Source organism: Clostridium cibarium (genome assembly GCF_014836335.1).
In the GTDB taxonomy this organism is placed as follows: domain Bacteria; phylum Bacillota; class Clostridia; order Clostridiales; family Clostridiaceae; genus Clostridium; species Clostridium cibarium.
Map to the genome: position 1 here is coordinate 1 of NZ_JACSRA010000002.1, position 17,693 is coordinate 17,693.

21 protein-coding genes and 1 pseudogene are annotated in these 17,693 nt (G+C 29.7%); 5 read left to right on the top strand and 17 right to left on the bottom strand.

Annotated features, from left to right (window positions below; genetic code table 11):
• The 8 genes from H9661_RS19390 to H9661_RS01310 form a co-directional block, all read right to left on the bottom strand.
• A partial coding sequence (locus tag H9661_RS19390; protein WP_207729612.1) for a hypothetical protein occupies positions 1–543 on the bottom strand: 543 nt, incomplete at its 3' end.
• Positions 527–1,300, bottom strand: coding sequence for a hypothetical protein (locus H9661_RS01280; RefSeq protein ID WP_191767508.1), 774 nt, complete (start codon positions 1,298–1,300; stop codon positions 527–529). The genes H9661_RS01280 and H9661_RS19390, both read right to left, overlap by 17 nt.
• Before the next feature lie 75 nt (positions 1,301–1,375).
• Entirely contained in the window at positions 1,376–1,786 is a 411-nt protein-coding gene (locus tag H9661_RS01285) for a hypothetical protein (RefSeq protein WP_191767509.1), read from the bottom strand.
• Positions 1,787–2,045: 259 nt separating this feature from the next.
• Positions 2,046–2,354, bottom strand: a complete 309-nt coding sequence (locus tag H9661_RS01290) for a hypothetical protein (RefSeq protein WP_191767510.1) — start codon at positions 2,352–2,354, stop codon at positions 2,046–2,048.
• Positions 2,355–2,376: 22 nt separating this feature from the next.
• The gene (locus H9661_RS01295) at positions 2,377–3,129 is read right to left on the bottom strand and encodes a rolling circle replication-associated protein (protein ID WP_191767511.1); all 753 of its coding nucleotides are present in this window, start codon (positions 3,127–3,129) and stop codon (positions 2,377–2,379) included.
• Positions 3,130–3,396: 267 nt separating this feature from the next.
• Positions 3,397–3,582: a hypothetical protein gene (locus H9661_RS01300; RefSeq protein WP_191767512.1), complete on the bottom strand. Its 186-nt coding sequence runs from the start codon at positions 3,580–3,582 to the stop codon at positions 3,397–3,399.
• A gap of 86 nt (positions 3,583–3,668) precedes the next feature.
• Positions 3,669–3,830: a hypothetical protein gene (locus tag H9661_RS01305; protein ID WP_191767513.1), complete on the bottom strand. Its 162-nt coding sequence runs from the start codon at positions 3,828–3,830 to the stop codon at positions 3,669–3,671.
• Positions 3,831–3,889: 59 nt separating this feature from the next.
• Positions 3,890–4,132, bottom strand: coding sequence for a helix-turn-helix domain-containing protein (locus H9661_RS01310; protein ID WP_191767514.1), 243 nt, complete (start codon positions 4,130–4,132; stop codon positions 3,890–3,892).
• A gap of 273 nt (positions 4,133–4,405) precedes the next feature.
• Here H9661_RS01310 and H9661_RS01315 point away from each other — a divergent pair, with 273 nt between their 5' ends.
• Together H9661_RS01315 and H9661_RS01320 are read left to right on the top strand one after the other, a co-directional pair.
• Complete coding sequence (locus H9661_RS01315) at positions 4,406–4,783, top strand: helix-turn-helix domain-containing protein (RefSeq protein ID WP_191767515.1); 378 nt, start codon at positions 4,406–4,408, stop codon at positions 4,781–4,783.
• Positions 4,783–6,498, top strand: coding sequence for a recombinase family protein (locus H9661_RS01320; RefSeq protein WP_191767516.1), 1,716 nt, complete (start codon positions 4,783–4,785; stop codon positions 6,496–6,498). Before H9661_RS01315 ends, H9661_RS01320 begins: the two co-directional genes overlap by 1 nt.
• Here the strand turns inward: H9661_RS01320 and H9661_RS01325 are convergent.
• Both H9661_RS01325 and H9661_RS01330 read right to left on the bottom strand, forming a co-directional pair.
• Positions 6,478–7,266 (bottom strand): annotated as a pseudogene (locus H9661_RS01325) (FAD-dependent oxidoreductase); the annotation flags it as partial. The gene H9661_RS01320 and the pseudogene H9661_RS01325 sit on opposite strands and share 21 nt — an antisense overlap.
• Entirely contained in the window at positions 7,263–8,255 is a 993-nt protein-coding gene (locus H9661_RS01330; RefSeq protein WP_191767518.1) for a sulfide/dihydroorotate dehydrogenase-like FAD/NAD-binding protein, read from the bottom strand. The pseudogene H9661_RS01325 and the gene H9661_RS01330, both read right to left, overlap by 4 nt.
• A 145-nt stretch (positions 8,256–8,400) precedes the next feature.
• Between H9661_RS01330 and H9661_RS01335 the strand changes: the two genes are divergently transcribed.
• Positions 8,401–9,270 carry a methionyl aminopeptidase gene (locus tag H9661_RS01335; protein ID WP_143314286.1) on the top strand — a complete coding sequence of 290 codons (870 nt, stop codon included), beginning with the start codon at positions 8,401–8,403 and terminating at the stop codon, positions 9,268–9,270.
• Positions 9,271–9,370: 100 nt separating this feature from the next.
• Here H9661_RS01335 and deoC read toward each other — a convergent pair whose 3' ends face one another.
• Entirely contained in the window at positions 9,371–10,036 is a 666-nt protein-coding gene (gene deoC, locus H9661_RS01340; RefSeq protein ID WP_143314288.1) for a deoxyribose-phosphate aldolase, read from the bottom strand.
• A gap of 78 nt (positions 10,037–10,114) precedes the next feature.
• Entirely contained in the window at positions 10,115–11,026 is a 912-nt protein-coding gene (locus H9661_RS01345) for a D-alanyl-D-alanine carboxypeptidase family protein (protein WP_143314290.1), read from the bottom strand.
• Positions 11,027–11,163: 137 nt separating this feature from the next.
• Here H9661_RS01345 and H9661_RS01350 point away from each other — a divergent pair, with 137 nt between their 5' ends.
• Positions 11,164–11,745 (top strand): DUF2953 domain-containing protein, encoded by a 582-nt coding sequence (locus H9661_RS01350; RefSeq protein ID WP_191767519.1) that lies wholly within the window; start codon positions 11,164–11,166, stop codon positions 11,743–11,745.
• Entirely contained in the window at positions 11,742–12,194 is a 453-nt protein-coding gene (gene ytfJ / locus H9661_RS01355) for a GerW family sporulation protein (protein WP_143314294.1), read from the top strand. Before H9661_RS01350 ends, ytfJ begins: the two co-directional genes overlap by 4 nt.
• A 128-nt stretch (positions 12,195–12,322) precedes the next feature.
• On the opposite strand, the gene scpB is transcribed toward ytfJ, so the two are convergent.
• The 5 genes from scpB to H9661_RS01380 form a co-directional block, all read right to left on the bottom strand.
• Entirely contained in the window at positions 12,323–12,925 is a 603-nt protein-coding gene (scpB, locus tag H9661_RS01360) for an SMC-Scp complex subunit ScpB (protein ID WP_191767520.1), read from the bottom strand.
• Positions 12,918–13,667, bottom strand: coding sequence for a segregation/condensation protein A (locus H9661_RS01365; RefSeq protein WP_143314298.1), 750 nt, complete (start codon positions 13,665–13,667; stop codon positions 12,918–12,920). The genes scpB and H9661_RS01365 overlap by 8 nt, the downstream gene beginning before the upstream one ends.
• A gap of 134 nt (positions 13,668–13,801) precedes the next feature.
• Complete coding sequence (locus tag H9661_RS01370; RefSeq protein WP_243129487.1) at positions 13,802–15,070, bottom strand: D-alanyl-D-alanine carboxypeptidase family protein; 1,269 nt, start codon at positions 15,068–15,070, stop codon at positions 13,802–13,804.
• Positions 15,071–15,194: 124 nt separating this feature from the next.
• A complete protein-coding gene (locus H9661_RS01375) occupies positions 15,195–16,499 on the bottom strand; it encodes a pyrimidine-nucleoside phosphorylase (protein WP_191767521.1) in 1,305 nt (434 codons plus the stop codon).
• 19 nt (positions 16,500–16,518) lie between these two features.
• Entirely contained in the window at positions 16,519–17,688 is a 1,170-nt protein-coding gene (locus H9661_RS01380; protein ID WP_143314302.1) for a phosphopentomutase, read from the bottom strand.
• Positions 17,689–17,693: the final 5 nt, after the last annotated feature.

Consider the following 17,693-nt stretch of genomic DNA (forward strand, 5'->3'; position numbering starts at 1 on the left):
AAATAATACACCTAAAAATGTTAGATATAATATAACTAAAATATTTGTATATATTACATAAGTTAGCGGTGAAAGTGTACTAGTAATAAATTTTACGATTTCTTCACTAAAAATCAAATTAACATTTCCTGTCATGTTGTGAAAAAAATATTCACTCCATTGATTTTCAAAACTTGTATTCATTATACATTCAATAAAGGCAATTAAATTCAATCCAACATCAAATATTATGCTTGTAAAAAAAACTGTCAATATATTTATATTATATACTTGTACCTTATTTTTAAATTTTAAGTGATAATATTTATAAAAACTACTACTATTACATAGATTATAAAGAAGTAACAAAAAGAAAAAGCTTAAAAAATAAAATAAATTTAAATACTGAAATTGTTTAATTATCAAATCATAAAAAGTATACTTATATGGATTGTTTATTAATTCAACATATAGCAAAAATTGAAATATGACGATACATACAAAAATTCCAATGATTTTATTAGAGTTAAATTTTAAATTAAAGTAATTAATTATCTTTTTCATTTTTCCATAGCACCCCAAAATAAAATAAAATAAATCCAATTGCAAACAATGCACATTGATAAAATATTACATCAAATTCTGTTGCAATTTGATGTAATGTAAATAGTATAGTAGCATTAAGTTTGTTTAATCCTACTGACACAAATAATGTTGCACTAATTACATAATAGAAAAATGCTGATAGAATTGTTAGATATCTATTCTTTACCCATGCAGATATTCCTAATGCAAAAGTAGAAAATACCACATTAAAAACAAACGAAACCATCATCAATACTATCACATATAAGAATTTTGATTTTAAAAAAATAAAATCAAATGGTCCTTGCACTGGATTTAGACTAGTTTTAGATATTCCAAGAAATATATATAATATGGCATATATAATTATAGAAGATATGGCCATAATTAATCCGCTTGCTAAAGCATTAACTAACACTTTAGTTAAAACATATTTTTTCTTTGATATTCGTAAATAAATAAAATTTAGATATCCTGACTCTAAGTCTAATAAATATGAATCTGAAAAAATAAATGTTGCCAATAATGGTGCAACTAAAGCAATCAAATCTACTCTTATCATTATAAAAACATCTACAGAATCATATATTTCATTAAATTCTTTTAAATTGAATCCTTCATAAAGGGTAAGATTATGCAAAGATATTAAGTATAAAATCATAGCAATAATAATGGATAGTGCAGCTCTTTTGGAAAATATTGCTCTTTTTAATTCACATTTTATATAGTTGACCAAAGTAGTCCTCCTTAATAGTATATTTGATAAATTATAATAATAGGAACTACAAAATGTAGTTCCTACTATCATATATTACATATCTGTATGAAATTCACCAGATACATCACATGCATGCATAGTTGTTGGAGATGTCTTAAGTTTTAAACGTATATATCCACCTCTATATTGATTAGCAAGATTTTGAGCTATTCTCATAGAATAAGAACCAGTTCCTGTAACATCAGTTCTAGCAGATAATTCTGAATTTTTATATACCCAAGTATAAATTGTAGAACCTGACCAACCAAATGAATTAACAAAATTTTTCATTTCGGTTGAGTTAGTTGTTTTGTGAACTGCCTCAGTAGTAGCATAATTAAATTGTGGCACTCGAATATCATAGTTTGTATAAGCATTCCAATCTGCAGCCTTTACATTAGCTAAACCAGAAAACGCTAAAAGACCCACAACTGTAGTTGCAACTATTTTTGATATTTTTTTCATAATTTTTCCCCCTTTTGAACTTTTTCTACATAATAATACCATTAAGATATTATTTTGTAAATATGTATATAATGTTTACATATAGATATTAAAAGAAAATTTACCATATTATTTGAATAATTGTATATTTAGTATTTAAAAAAGATAATAAGCATAATTAAACACTTACTATCTTTAAATTTTATATCAATATTTATATTATTAAATTGCTATACACTCATTATTAAACAAGTATATTTCCATAACTAAAAATTCTTCTTTAATTATTAACACTTAACTCCAATTTCCCAACTCTCCACTCCCCATTATCAATAAACTCAACCCTTAAACTATTATTCTCCCTACTGACCTTAAGAAAAGATACATCCCTACTATCTAACCCACTACTATTATAATAACTAAGAACAAACCTACTAAACCTAATCCTCTCAATCTCTTCAAGCTTACTATACCCTTCAATTTGATTTAACTTAACCCCGTAAATATAAAACAGATCATGGAGTGTCTCCAATTTATAATCCATTAATCCTCTTTCCTCATAAACCCTCTTTAAACTATCTCTATTCATAAATTTCCCCATCCCCTTCTCTTCAATTTAACCTTCTCATCTTTACATAAATATAAGTTCCTGAATTAATATCATTAACTTCTACTCTATGATCTGTAAATCTATATCCTGGATATAAATTTTCAAAAACTCTTTTATCCCCTTGCTCTCTGCTTAATTCCCACACCTTTCTATGAGAGTACTTATAATCATTTACTTTTACTATTGGCTGCTTCAAATTTTTACTTTGGCACCATCTCTTACTTCCCTTAGGATCCTTAGCAATATAATTAGCTAACTCCTCATACCCTAGTTCATTTGCCTTTAACCTATCCGCATTAGAATGTTTCCCCTTCCCCCATATCCTTTCAACTTCATCTCTGTCCATGCCACTCATAATTACATGATGATGTATCCTTGTCCTGGTTCTCTTATCTTCAGTTGCTTCTTTATATTCTGTTACTGCTATATACTTTAGTGGTTCTAGTCCATTCTTTTTTCTATATGTTTTAACTCTTCTTAGAAAATTTTGTACATTCCTCTTAGCCTCTTCTTCATCTTTAGGTAAATTTTTTTCATCATAAGTTGCATGGAATGCTATATCCTTGTCTGTAAAATTTGCATTAATTAATCTCCTAAGATGCTTCTTTGCATTTTTATCATTTAAGTTTTTTTGCTTAGGAAGTGATACTTTATTTTTCTTCCCTCTCTTCTGTTTTTGTTCCATCTTTGTTATTGGATAAATTTCAACTTCTAAATATTTTCCACTATAAATTCTCTTCTCTCTTATAGGCAAATATCTCTTCACCTCTTATCTTTTTATTACTTGTGGTTGTTAAGATAATACCTATTACAAGCCCGATAAAAGGTTGTTTTATAACCAATTTAAGGTTATAATTAATATGAGGTTTTTAATCAGGCTTCACACACATTGCAACCCGTCCAAAGCTTGCAATGTGTATTTTTTTGTAATAGTTTTACTCTTAATTTCTTTCATCTAATAACTTCCTTCTTAAATTACCAGTCTTAATAGCTTGTCCTTCTTTTGCTTATACATAAGTCTCTACTCATAAAAAAAACTTCCTGCAACATAAAATAAACTTATTAATGTCCATATTGCTAAAATTGTATTAATAATAATGCCCTTTTTCTTCTTGCTTATTTTCAAATCCCTAAGGCACAATATTAAAATCATTATTAAATAAATTAAAGTTAAACTGCCAGCTACTCTTTTTACTAAAATGTACATACATCACCTCCATGAAACAAAGCTTGTCTAAATTCCTTGTCTTTAAGAATAATATTTATTATGTTACTTCCTATTTTCTTAAGGCATTAAGCCCCTTTTTCTTTAGCTTCCAATTTATCAATTAAAATTTTCAATTCTTCTGTACTTAACATATCACAAGCTATATTTGCCATTACCCTTGCATAGCTCCTTTCAAGTTCTTCTTTTCCTTCCTTTGTACTTGGCAAAACTATTGATACAGTATACATTGCCCACCCCCATTAAAGCATCCATACATGATATGAATTATTTAACTAAAGGGTTACTATCATTTTTCTTTTTCTTTATCTTTAATATCACTCTCTTCATCCATTGCCTCCTTATTTAAGATTTCATAAATTGAAATATTAAGCCCCTCTGCAATTTTACTTACTGTATCAATACGTGGATTTTTAGCTTTTCCATTTAGAATATCATGCAATGTAGAATAAGGTACTTTGCATTTATTAGACAACTCATGCATTGATATTCCTTGTCTTTCAAGTGTTTTCATAATTTTATTTATATTCATATCCCCTCCTTTTTATCGCCAAAGCGAGATTATACTCAAATTATATATCGCTTTTCTGATAGAGTAAATATTTATTTATCGCTTGTACCACTTATTTTTTGCATAGATTACCATATTATCTCATTAATGCTCCCTTTCTCTTTTATTTATATCATATTAGCGATAATTTTTACTTTATTTTGTCACATTACCGATAATTAATTGTATTGCATATTATCGGCAAACTGATATAATTTACTTATAACAAATAAAAATATATAGAGGATGGTTTATATGAATATTAGTACCCTAGGTGTAAATATTAGATCGTTAAGAGAAAAAAAAGGATGGAGTTTAAATAAACTTAAAGAAGAATGCGAAATTGGATATGCAACATTACATGACATAGAAAATGGAAAAAGTCAAAACTTAAACTCCAATAACCTTGAAAAAGTTGCAAAAGCATTAGAGACTACAGTTGATGAGTTATTAAATCTAGAAACAATTGAATATCATGTTAGTGATATAGCAGATACTTTAGATACTGTATTTGAATCTGACGAACTTAGACTAGATGGTCAAAAATTAAATGACTATGAATCAAAGTTTTTAAAAGACTTTTTCAAAGCTGGAATAGACAGAATAAGAAAGAAAAGAGATGAAAGTAAATAATGCCTAAACGAGTAGCTATTTACAGTAGAAAATCCAAGTTCACTGGAAAAGGTGATTCAATTGAGAATCAAGTTGAAATGTGCAAGGACTATATAAATAGAAACATAGGTCAAGATGTTGAATTTACTATTTATGAAGATGAAGGTTTTAGCGGTGGAAACCTTGATAGACCTAAGTTTAAGAAACTCATGCATGCCATAAAGAGTAAAAAGATTGATATTCTTGTATGTTATAGATTGGACAGAATTTCCCGTAATGTAGCTGACTTTTCTTCTACACTTGAAATTCTGCAATCTCATAATTGTGATTTTATTTCAATTAAAGAACAGTTTGATACAAGTACCCCAATGGGTAGAGCTATGATATATATAGCTTCTGTTTTTGCCCAATTAGAACGTGAAACTATTGCAGAAAGAGTAAAGGATAACATGCTAGAAATGGCTAAAAATGGTCGCTGGACTGGTGGCAAAATACCTGTTGGCTTCATTTCAGAAAGGAATACTTTTATTGATGAAAATGGCCTACCAAGGGAAATAACTCAGTTAGTTATAAATGAAGATGAAATGAACTTAGTAAAATTCTTATATGAAAAATATCTTGAACTTGGTAGCCTCCATAAGTTAGAAGTTTACATCACTCAAAACCAAATCAAATCAAGAACAGGTATTATGTACGAGAAATCTACTCTTAAGATTATCTTGCAGAATCCTATTTATGTTAAAGCCAATTCAGATGTTATAGAGTATCTAAAAAATAATAATTGGTCCATATACGGAAATACTGATAATGTCCATTCGTTATTAACATATAACAAAACTGAACAAACTAAAAAGAATGGGAAATTCATAAAGCAAAACAAACCTTTAAGCGAAAGGTTTGCTGCAGTAAGTTCTATTGAAGGATTCATAGAGCCTGAGCTATGGCTTAAAGTCCAAGAACAGTTTGCTAACAATAAAACTAAATTCCCAAGGCTAGGGAAAACCCACAATGCTCTACTAGTTGGCAAACTTAGATGTGGAAGATGCAAAGAATATATGCTGATCCAACATGGATCTGTCTCCAATGTTACAGGCAAAAAACGTTTTTACTATACCTGCTCATTGAAAAGAAAATCCCACAAAGCCTTATGTGATAATGATAATGCTAAGGCAGATACAATAGAAAGACTAGTAATGCTAAGCTTAAAGCAGCTCTCTTATACTAAGGAAGAATTTCTAAATTCCCTAAAAGAGCAGTATAAAGAGAAATCTAAAGCAAATAGTATAGGTATAGAGAAAATTTCTCTTGAAAAATCTTTATTGAATAAAAGGAATCAAATTGACAATTTAGTAGAGAAATTATCTTTAACTTCCGACATATCGGAAGTTCTAGTAAATAAAATTAAAACCTTAGAATCTGAATGTAAAGATATTGAGCTTAAAATAAAGAATCTTGAATTAGAAAAATCTAAATTGAAAATAGATATGTTAAGTACTCAGATTATAGAGAAACATCTGAATGATTGCAGATGTATTGATACTTTGCCTAGAGAAAAGCAGAAAGAGATAATTGATTGCCTTATTGATGTTATCTATTGGTATGGTAGTGGCAGGGGGAATGGTGGTATAAAGATAAAGTTTATTGGAAGTGATGAAAGTGATGAGGAGGTTGAATATACTGAGGAGGAATTAACCAAAATTTTGCAGAATGGACTATCTGGGATGACCTGTATCTAGAAGTATAATATTTTCTGCAAATTCTTTTAACGCATATTGCTGACATACTTTACTATTAAGCTTATCATAATTAACATCTTCCTTTGGTACTTTTAATACAACTACACCTTTATCATCTAATTCATTTCTTATTTCATCTGATAAACTATCCTTAGCTAATTTACAAGATCCACTCATTGCACCTAATACATCTTCTGCTCTTTCTCCTTGCAAATCAGATACTCCACATCTTTGACTGATACTTATTCTTGGACCAAAAGATGGACATCTTAAAATACACATAGAACAGCCATTCCCATACCTTAAACAGTTTCCCATAGGCCCAGTGGTACCTGTAGTTTCAATAAAAACATCGCCCTCTACAAAGGTATCATCAGCCAAATATAATCCTTTGATTTTATGTCCATCAAATTCCACATCTCTTACTCTACTTTCCATATGGAGGTTAATTCCCAGTGTTTCCACATAATCTTTAACTTCCCCTTCAATTTTGTTTACATTATAAAGAGTCGCATGTACATGCCCTGGGAAATCTATATCCTTATGAGTTGCAACTCTATCAGTAATTTTTATTAGATCCCCACCACCAAGCACTATTAACTCTTCTGATGCAGTATATCTACCGTTATTTCTCATAATACCGCCAACATTGCCTAATCCTAATAATAGATCGGTTTTTTCATAAAGATGCACTTCTGCACCTGCTTTTTTTGCACTAATAGCTGCTGCTGTTCCTGCCCAACCTCCACCAACTATAACTATCTTCATATAAATCTTCTCCCCTCAAAAATGCTTCTTGGATCTTCTTGTACTTTACAAAACCTCTTAACTTTATGTCCAGCAAATCTTGCAGTACAAGCTCCGCAAATTCCTTCTCCACAGCACATTTTAAAATTATTACAACATGAAAGTTTTATATCATTTCTATTTAATTCATTTAAATACTCAATCACACCATGAGTTAAAATATCTGCACCTGCTAAATGTATAAACTCTATGTTCTTATCCTTAATTGAATGATCTATTATAAATCTGCCTTCATCTGACAACTTTCCATTATGAAGTAGATTAGTTTCTTTAGGAAATATTCCATACTTCTCAATATATTCTTTCGCAAAGTTCTCCTTAAATGGGTTGCAATCTACATAAACATCTACCTCATTTTTATTAGTTATAAGCTTTCTAATAACTGGCATCATTGGCGCCATTCCTATTCCTCTAGCAAAAACTAAACAATTTTTCCCCTTTTGATTAGCTATATTCTCTAGTCCGAATACACCATTCCAGTATGGACCTCTTATAACTATTTCATCATATAAATTTATTCCCCGTAATTTCTTTGTTTTAATTCCTCTAATTTCAATAACAACTGTAATTATATTATTTTCTATATCTGACTCCATAATAGAAATTGGAATATCAAAGAAATAATTTTCATCTGTTCTTATAAATATATAACTTCCTGGCTTCACCAAATCTAAAGCTAGCTTATGAGGAGCAATAAATTTAATCATAGAAGCTCCACTATCGAAAGTATTAACCTCTATAACCTTACAAGTTATAGCCTTTCTTCCCTCTTTAGCTTTCATCCCATTATTGAAATATTCTTGATATACACAAACTCCTTTCCAGTTTAAACAATCACAAAAACATTCTCCATGAAGTTGAGAACATAGTATGCATTCACCTGATTCAGCTAATTTACATGGACAATATTCTGTTCCACAGTCAATACAATCCACTTTTTCTTTAATCATTAAGTACTCCTTAATAGAAATTACTCCTTATAATAAAGTATTTTTTAAAATCTAATTTGTTACATCATTATACTTTTATTTCATTCCTATTCTTCCTTAAAAGTTATATAATAAATATAGATGACTAATAAAAGGAGAGATAAAAATGGATTTTAATAGAAATGATCTCTGTTGGTGTGGTAGTAATAAAAAATATAAAAAGTGCCATTTAGAATTTGATCAAAAAATACAATCATATGCAAATAAAGGTTGTATAACTCCACCAAGAGAACTAATAAAAAACGCAGAGCAAATTGAAGGAATAAGAGCAAGTGCTAAAATAAATACTGAGGTTTTAGATTTAGTTGCTAAAAATATTAGGATAGGCATGTCTACAGAAGATATAGATGTTTTAGTTCATGATTATACAGTTTCTAAAGGTGCAATTCCTGCTCCACTTAATTTTGAGGGATTTCCTAAAAGCTGTTGTACTTCTATAAATGATGAGATATGTCATGGTATTCCTGATAAGAATGTAATTTTAAAAGAAGGAGATATTATAAACGTAGATGTATCTACCATCTATAACGGATACTATTCTGATGCTTCACGAATGTTTATTATTGGAGAAGCCCATGAAGATTTAAAAAAATTGGTTAGAGTGTCTAAGGAATGCTTAGATTTAGCCCTTGAAGCTGCTAAACCTTGGGGTTTTCTTGGTGACATAGGCGAAGCTTGCCAAAAGCATGCTGAAGCAAATGGTTACTCTGTTGTCCGTGAATTTGGCGGCCATGGTGTTGGAATTGAATTCCATGAAGATCCTTTCGTAGCTCACGTAGGGAAAAAGGGTACCGATATGTTATTAGTTCCTGGTATGATTTTTACTATAGAACCTATGATTAATATGGGTAAACCTAATTTATTTGTAGATGCCGATAATGATTGGACAGCCTTAACAGAAGACGGATATCCTTCTTCTCAATGGGAATATACAATTCTTATAACTGAGACTGGAAATGAAATACTTACTCATTAGTATTTTTATATAAATTTAATAAATCATTTAGTTAAGCAAAAAATTCCTACTTACCTTTTGATATTATTGAAAGGTAAGTAGGAATTAAATTTCTTACTAATTAATATCCAGTAACTTCTTCATTATTAATTATTTTTACAATAGAACTAGTTCCAAGTCTGCTAGCTCCAATATTAATAAACAATTCAGCTGTTTCTAAATCTCTAACTCCTCCAGCTGCTTTTATCTTTACATTTGGACCTACATGTTTTGCAAATAATTCTAAATCTTCTTTAGTAGCTCCTCCTGTTCCAAATCCAGTAGAAGTCTTAATAAAATCAGCACCAGCCTTTGTTACAACTTCACACATTTTTACTTTTTCTTCTTCTGTTAAAAAACATGTTTCAATTATAACTTTAAGAATTTTTGAACCACAAGCTTCTTTTAATGCTTTAATTTCATCTTCTATAAGATCAAATTTTTTATCTTTAACCCATCCAAGGTTTATAACCATATCTATTTCATCTGCTCCATTTGCTAAAGCATCTTTTGTTTCAAACACCTTAGTTGCTTTTGTCATATACCCATTTGGGAAACCTATAACCGTACAAAGAGCCAACTTATCGCCAACATATTCTTTAGCTTCTTTAATATATGAAGGTGGTATGCAAACTGATGCTGTTTGATATTTTATACCATCATCACATATTCCTTTTATTTCTTCCCATGTACTAGTCTGACTTAATAATGTATGATCTACTGTACTTAATATTTTTTTCTTATCCATTTAACTTCCCCCTGTAACTTTTACTCTCTTCAGATTATCAAAATACTGTAAAAAAAGCAAACCATTTATTACAAAAGCTTACGTCCTAACTTCAAACTGTGCCTCTTCTTTTTCAAATCCATATTCCTCATCTTGATTTTTTACAAGTTCCTTCATAACCATACTTTCATAAGCATTGATTCCTTGTACATATTTATATATCTTTTCTGTTTGATTCCACCTATCTGGACAATTTAAAACTACAATTATTATATCTTTTCCATTATCATTAATGGATGAAACTAAACACTTTCCTGCTTGCCCTGTATAACCTGTTTTTACACCATTTGCTCCTGGTATTTTCCATAATATTTTATTTATATTATTATAACTTCTTGTAAAGTTATACTTTGATTTATCTATTTCTTTAGTTCCTACTATTTCTCTAAAGGTATCATATCCCATACCTTTTGCTGTTAAAATTGCAAGATCATAAGCTGATGAATAATGATCTTGTGAATCTAACCCATGAGGAGATTCGAAATGAGAATCTAATAATCCTAAACTAACAGCATAATGATTCATTATATCTGCAAACCCTTCAATTGATCCACCTATTCCTTCAGCTATAGTTATAGCTGCATCATTACCTGATTTATACATTAATCCATATAAAAGCTCCCTAATAGTTATTTGTTCCCCTTCTTTATATCCTACCTTAGAACCTCTTACACATGCAGCCTTTTTACTCACTGTAAAACTATTATCTAAATCACCTCTTTGAATTGCAATTAATGCTGTCAATATTTTTGTTGTACTAGCCATAGGAACTAACTCATAGCCTTTTTGCTCAAATAGTATCTGGCCTGTTTCTCTATCTATTGCTATTGCATTGTGAGCACTAACTCTAAAGTTACTCTTACTGTATGCTTCAGCAGTACATAGATTTATATTTAATATATAAATAGTAGTCACCATAAAGACAAATATTTTCCGCTTTATTTTTTTCATATAAACCACCTTCTAAATTGTACTATATGTGTAGTTTTTCTTTTTTTCGTTAAATAATACACCTCGTAAATAAAAATTATAGTTTATTTTGTGCATAACTGGTAATACTAAGAATGTTATATTTACGGAGGAATATCATGAAATTATTTCTATTTATAATTTTTCTTATTCTTTTTGTTCCTATCCCTATTAAAATTCACATACTTTTTTCTAAGGAAAATTACTATATAAAAATATATAACTTATCATTAATAAAGAAAGAAAAAAAAGCAAAAAAGAGTTCTAATAAGGTAAAACCAGAACAAAAAGATAATAATGCTGAAAACAAAACTAAAAATGCAAAAAATACTTTTCTAAATGGGCTTTCTATAGATAAAGTATTAACAATAATTAAGGAATTTAAAAAATCAACATTTAAACCTAGCTTAAAAATTCATGGCTACTTTAATTACTCTATTGGAGATGCAGCTAAAACAGCTATTTTATATGGAATTTTATCAACGTATTCACCTTTACTCTCTTGGTTTTTTAGTATAATTTTTAAAATTAAAAAATTTGGATTCAATATAAATCCAATCTTTAAAGACGAAATTATTGCAGAAATTAAATTAACTAGTATAATAACCCTTTCTATAGCACAAATTATTTATATGGGAATTTTATTCATTAAGGTAATTTTATTCATTAAAGAAGATGAACTTAAAGGAGGTAAAATATGAATAATGAACATCCAATTGATAATTTAATGAAAAGTACAATGGAAAATCTTAGAGACATGATAGATGTTAATACAGTAATAGGTGATGCCGTTGAAACTAAGGATGGCAGTTATATTATTCCTATATCAAAAGTTAGTTTTGGTTTTGCATCAGGAGGTAGCGAATTTCCAGATAAATCAAATTCTGATAAACTTGAATCAAAATATCCTTTTGGAGGAGGGTCTGGTGCAGGTGTTACAGTGAAACCAGTTGCTTTCCTAGTTGTAAAAGAAGATTCTGTAAGGCTTCTTCCACTAGATCACGACAGTACATATGATAGAATTGTAGATACTGTACCTCAAGTTATGGATATGATAAAAGATCTTTTTAAAAAACCATCATCAAATAAAAGCCAAAAATCAGATTCATATGATTCCACTGATTATTCATGCAAATTGAATGATGAATAAACATGGAGTTAACTATCCTTAATAGAAATTTAATATTTCCATTTACACAAATAATTTTTTCATAAAAATATTTAAGTAAAAATAAGTGTCTTTAAATAATTTACTCATTATTCAAGACACTTATTTCTTTACTCTTCTTCCAATGTGATACTAGCTTCACTTTTCTCATCTTCTGACACGAATAGATCTAATGATGGTAACTCCTTCAAATCATTTAATCCAAATTGTCTTAAAAATTCTTCAGTAGTACCATATAAAATTGGCCTACCTGGAACTTCAAGTCTTCCAACTTCTCGAATAATTTCTTTTTCAACAAGTTTTTGAATAGCACTTTCGGATTTTACTCCTCTAATTTCATCAATGTCTATTCTCGTTATTGGTTGTTTATATGCTATAATAGCCAAACTTTCTAGTGAAGCTTGAGATAAGGATTGTCTTTTATTCTTTTTTAATAACTTTTGGATATAATCACTGTACTCACTTTTTGTTACTAATTGATATCCTCCGTTAATTTTAATTAACTTTATCCCTCTCACTTCATTTTCATAATCATTCATAAGCTCTGTAAGTAAATCTTCTACATATTTTGTACTAGCTTCTAGATGAATAGCTAAATCCTTTAACATAAGAGGTTCTCCACTTACAAAAAGCATTGCTTCTATTATAGCTCTTTCTACACCTCTTCTTGATGTCTCTTCGAATTCAAATTGTCCAACTTCAAAATTATTCATCCTCTTCTGCCATCCTTTCAATGATTATGGTACCAAAGCTTGAACTTTGATATACTTTAACGACTTTTTGTTTAATCATCTCTAACAAAGCTAAAAAAGTTACTACACATTCTATTTTACATTCACATTCCATCATTATATCTTCAAAATCTGTAGCTTTTCCTTTTTCTAATCTTTCTGATAAATAACTAAATTTATCTTCAATTTTATATTTGTCAACATAAATCTTTTTTTGAATAACGTTAGCTCTATTTTGTTTATTCCTATGGATTTCAATTAAATTATTATATATGTTATATAAATCTAATAAAGTAATATTCTTTAGTAAATCCTGATTATCTATAGGTTCTCTAACTTCTTCTATTATCTCTGGCTTTTTAGTGAATATACTACCGGAACTTGTATATCTTTCTCTAAAAAAATTAGTAGACTCCTTAATTTTTTTATAAAGAATTAGCTTTTCTAACAAATTCTTTTCAATATCTTCTTCATCTTCTTCTTCCTTTTTGGGCTTTGGAAGCAAAGTCTTTGACTTAATTTCTATAAGGGTTGCTGCAACAACAATAAATTCTGAAGTAATGTCCAAATCCATTTCTTTCATTTTATCCAAATAACTTAAATATTGGTTAGTTACCTTATATATTTCTACATTATAAATATTCATTTGATTTTTCTTTATTAAATGTAATAACAAGTCAAAGGGTCCTTCGAAATTATCTATTTTTATACTTGGTAATTCCATATATAATCCCCCTTTACCCTATAAAATTCTATAGTCTACTCTTTATTATAATATAATTTTTATTTTCTTTAAACCTAATTTTTTTCATAATAAAAGGCTGCTTCTTCAATAGAAACAGCTTTTTATTAATTATCCTATTTAAATATACTTTTTATATTATATTTAATACCTTCTAAGAATCCACCTTTTTCTATATCCCTATCAGAATATATTTGTACTTCTCCAACCTTCTCTTTTCCTAGATAAACTTCACATTTTCCTACTACATCGCCAACTTTATATTGTTCCTTAAGTTCGTCAATTACTATCTTCTTCTCTAATTCGCCATCAATTCCTTTTGGTATTACTACTTCTAAATCATTTAATGCTTTTGCTATAAAAAATTTATCAGTTTTTTCTCCCATTTTAACTTCTTCTACATCTTCGTCTTTTGATAATAATTTCTTTCCTTGAAACTTTGAAAAACCATGATTCATAAGAATACCAGCGTCTCTGTTTCTTATCTTATATGTAGGAGCTCCCATTATGACAGATAACATCCTTACCCCATTTCTTTTAGCTGTTGCAGAAATACAATATTTTGCTTCACTTGTATATCCTGTTTTTAAGCCATCACACCCCTCAAAAAACCTAACCAATTTATTATGATTTACGAGTTCTATTGGAGATTTTCTTCCTTCTGAAATTGTCTCCATATATATTCCTGAATATTTTAATATAGTTGGATGTTTTAGTAATTCTTGAGACATGATTGCAATATCCCTAGCAGTTGATAGATGTCCTTCTGCTGGAAGTCCGTTACAGTTTTTAAAAGTGGTATTTTTCATTCCAAGTTCTTTTGCTCTTTTGTTCATCAAGATAACAAAATCCCCTTCTGTCCCACCTATGTATTCAGCTATAGCTACTGCAGCATCATTTCCTGATGCGATAGCTACACCTTTAATAAGTTCTTCTAACGTTCTCACTTCACCTGTATCTAAGAGCATTGTACTTCCACCCATTTTCTTAGCATTTTCGCTACAGGTTACCTTATCTGATAAACTTACCTTTCCACTGTCAATAGCCTCCATAGCAAGTAACATTGTCATAATTTTTGTTACTGAAGCAGGTGCAAATTTCTCATCTATATTTTTCTCATAAATTATCTTTCCAGATATAGGTTCCATTAATAAAGCTGATTTTGCCTCTATGTTTTCTGCTCCACCTGGAGTACTTTCTTCTTTCCCCTCCTCTTTCTCATCTGCTTCTTCAGCTTCTGTTTCAGTTTCTGCCTTTTCCTCTGTTTTTGGTTCTTGTTTTATATCATCTTCTACTGCAAATGCTATGCTATTATTTGGAATTATAAAAAATGTTAGCATAAATAATAGATATAATGATATAACTTTTATGCATTTTTTCTTCATTTATCTTCCTCCTTTCAAGAATTATTATCTCCATTTACAAAAAAAATATCACATATTGTCATTTAAATAAAAAAGCTGTATCAAAGTTTTAATAAGTAAACTTTGATACAGCTTTATAATTTTTCTACTTTATTATTTCATAAATTAAAGGAATTGTTTCAATATAAGAATCAGAAATAACAATTTCCTGAAGAAGCTTTTCTACAGCTCTTTCACCCTTTTCTTTCGAATTTGCATAAACAGTAGCCAAGACTTCTCCTTCCTTAACCTCTTCCCCTCTTTTCTTTCCAAGTACTATTCCTACAGATAAGTCTATAACACTATCCTTAGTTGCCCTTCCAGCTCCAAGTTCCATTGCTATTATCCCTACTCTTTCAGCATGTATCTTAGAAATAAAACCAGCTCTTTTAGATTTAACTTCCAACTTATATTTAGCCTTTGGAAATAAGTCTAAATCATCAATCATATTAGGATCTCCACCTTGAGCTTTTACAAATTCCTTTAACTTTTCTATAGCTTTACCATTTTCTATAGTTTCTAATAAAAGTTTCTTACCTTCTTCTATATTATATGCCTTCTTAGCTATCATTAACATGTTGCTACCTATTGTCAATGCTAACTCTAATAGATCCTTCGGTCCATTTCCTTTAAGAGTTTCAATAGCTTCAATGATCTCTAAAGAATTACCTATAGCAAAACCTAAAGGTTGATCCATATCTGAAATTACTGCAACAGTTTCTCTTCCTACATGTTTTCCTATATCAACCATTTCTCTAGCTAATGCTCTTGCATCTTCTGGAGTTTTCATAAAAGCTCCTTCTCCAACTTTTACATCAAGAACTATTCCATCAGCACCAGAAGCTATTTTTTTACTCATTATACTAGATGCAATTAATGACATATTATCAACTGTAGCTGTAACATCTCTTAATGCATATAGTTTTTTATCTGCTGGCGCTAAATCTGTTGTTTGGCCCGCTATGGCTATTCCTATGTTATTTACATTTTTAATAAATTCTTCTTCTGTAAGTTCTACTGAGAATCCATTAAATGCTTCTAACTTATCTATAGTTCCTCCGGTATGTCCAAGTCCTCTACCTGACATTTTTGCAACAGGAACGCCAAGAGCTGCAACCATTGGTGTTAACACTATTGAAATACTATCTCCAACACCACCAGTCGAATGTTTATCAACCTTTATTCCATTAATTCTATCTAAATTATATTGTTCTCCTGAATTAACCATTGCCATTGTTAAATCAGCAGTTTCTCTCTTATTCATACTCTTAAAGAAAATTGCCATTAAAAGAGCTGAGGCTTGATAATCAGGAATTTCTCCCTTAGTAAAGCCTTGAATGAAATAATCTATTTCTTCAGTTGTTAGCTCTTCTCCTCTCCTTTTCTTTAAAATAACATCGTACATTCTCATACTTTATCCACCTAAACCTTTATAGAATGATATCTATAAAAGATTCGCCTTTCAATTGATTTGGAACATTCAAGTAATCTAATATAGTCTTTCCTATATCAGTAAAAGATTTTCTTACTCCTAATTCTGCTCCACCCTTAACATTTTTGCCATACACAAGTATTGGTATGTATTCTCTTGAATGGTCAGTACTCTTAGTAGTAGGATCACAGCCATGATCTGCTGTTAGTATTAAGATGTCATCTTCCTTAAGCTTACTATATATTTCTCCTAATCTAGAATCAAACTCCTCGATAGCCTTTCCATATCCTTCAGGATTATTTCTATGACCATAAAGCATGTCAAAATCGACTAAATTGGTAAATATAAGTCCTTCATCAATACTATCCATGTACTCTAATGTCTTATCTACCCCATCCATATTTCCATTTGTATGAACTGCATCTGTTATTCCCTTTTTATTATATATATCTTCGATTTTACCTACTGCAGCTACTTTCTTATTTGATTCCTTAATATATTCAAGCATAGTCTTACCAAATGGATCCAAAGCATAATCCCTTCTATTTGAAGTTCTCTTAAAGTTTGGTGCTTCTCCAACAAAAGGTCTTGCAATTACTCTACCTACCGCTTTATCTCCAACTAACATATTTCTAGCCACTTCACACATTTTGTAAAGATTATCAAGTCCTACAACCTCTTCATGAGCTGCAATTTGGAACACACTATCAGCTGATGTATAAATAATTGGGTAACCAGTTTTTACATGCTCTTCTCCTAATTCCTCTATAATCTCAGTTCCTGAAGCTACTTTATTTCCTAGTATACCTTTGACCCCTGCCTTATCCATAAATTCCTTTATGATTTCCTCTGAAAATCCATTTGGATAAGTATTCAACGGTTTATCCAATACAACTCCTGCTATTTCCCAATGTCCAGTAACTGTATCCTTACCTATAGATTTTTCCATAGACTTACCAAAGGCCCCAATTACCTCTTCTTCTTTTCCAAGTTCATTAACTCCATCAATATTTCCAAACCCTAATTTTTTTAAATTTGGAACATTAATACCTCCAACACTTTTACATATGTTATCTAAAGTATGACTTCCTTTATCACCAAAAGCTTCAGCATCGGGCAATTCCCCAACTCCTAGGCTGTCTAAAACTATTAGTATTACTCTTTTCATTTAAT

Coding starts and splice junctions, on each gene's coding strand:
- H9661_RS01335 (WP_143314286.1), top strand. CDS start 8,401: ATGGATTTTAATAGAAATGATCTCTGTTGGTGTGGTAGTAATAAAAAA.
- H9661_RS01375 (WP_191767521.1), bottom strand. CDS start 16,499: ATGAGAATGTACGATGTTATTTTAAAGAAAAGGAGAGGAGAAGAGCTA.
- H9661_RS01315 (WP_191767515.1), top strand. CDS start 4,406: ATGAATATTAGTACCCTAGGTGTAAATATTAGATCGTTAAGAGAAAAA.
- H9661_RS01350 (WP_191767519.1), top strand. CDS start 11,164: ATGAAATTATTTCTATTTATAATTTTTCTTATTCTTTTTGTTCCTATC.
- H9661_RS01310 (WP_191767514.1), bottom strand. CDS start 4,132: ATGAATATAAATAAAATTATGAAAACACTTGAAAGACAAGGAATATCA.
- H9661_RS01305 (WP_191767513.1), bottom strand. CDS start 3,830: ATGTATACTGTATCAATAGTTTTGCCAAGTACAAAGGAAGGAAAAGAA.
- H9661_RS01320 (WP_191767516.1), top strand. CDS start 4,783: ATGCCTAAACGAGTAGCTATTTACAGTAGAAAATCCAAGTTCACTGGA.
- scpB (WP_191767520.1), bottom strand. CDS start 12,925: ATGAATAATTTTGAAGTTGGACAATTTGAATTCGAAGAGACATCAAGA.
- H9661_RS01330 (WP_191767518.1), bottom strand. CDS start 8,255: ATGATTAAAGAAAAAGTGGATTGTATTGACTGTGGAACAGAATATTGT.
- H9661_RS01300 (WP_191767512.1), bottom strand. CDS start 3,582: ATGTACATTTTAGTAAAAAGAGTAGCTGGCAGTTTAACTTTAATTTAT.
- H9661_RS01285 (WP_191767509.1), bottom strand. CDS start 1,786: ATGAAAAAAATATCAAAAATAGTTGCAACTACAGTTGTGGGTCTTTTA.
- H9661_RS01345 (WP_143314290.1), bottom strand. CDS start 11,026: ATGAAAAAAATAAAGCGGAAAATATTTGTCTTTATGGTGACTACTATT.
- deoC (WP_143314288.1), bottom strand. CDS start 10,036: ATGGATAAGAAAAAAATATTAAGTACAGTAGATCATACATTATTAAGT.
- ytfJ (WP_143314294.1), top strand. CDS start 11,742: ATGAATAATGAACATCCAATTGATAATTTAATGAAAAGTACAATGGAA.
- H9661_RS01370 (WP_243129487.1), bottom strand. CDS start 15,070: ATGAAGAAAAAATGCATAAAAGTTATATCATTATATCTATTATTTATG.
- H9661_RS01380 (WP_143314302.1), bottom strand. CDS start 17,688: ATGAAAAGAGTAATACTAATAGTTTTAGACAGCCTAGGAGTTGGGGAA.
- H9661_RS01290 (WP_191767510.1), bottom strand. CDS start 2,354: ATGAATAGAGATAGTTTAAAGAGGGTTTATGAGGAAAGAGGATTAATG.
- H9661_RS01365 (WP_143314298.1), bottom strand. CDS start 13,667: ATGGAATTACCAAGTATAAAAATAGATAATTTCGAAGGACCCTTTGAC.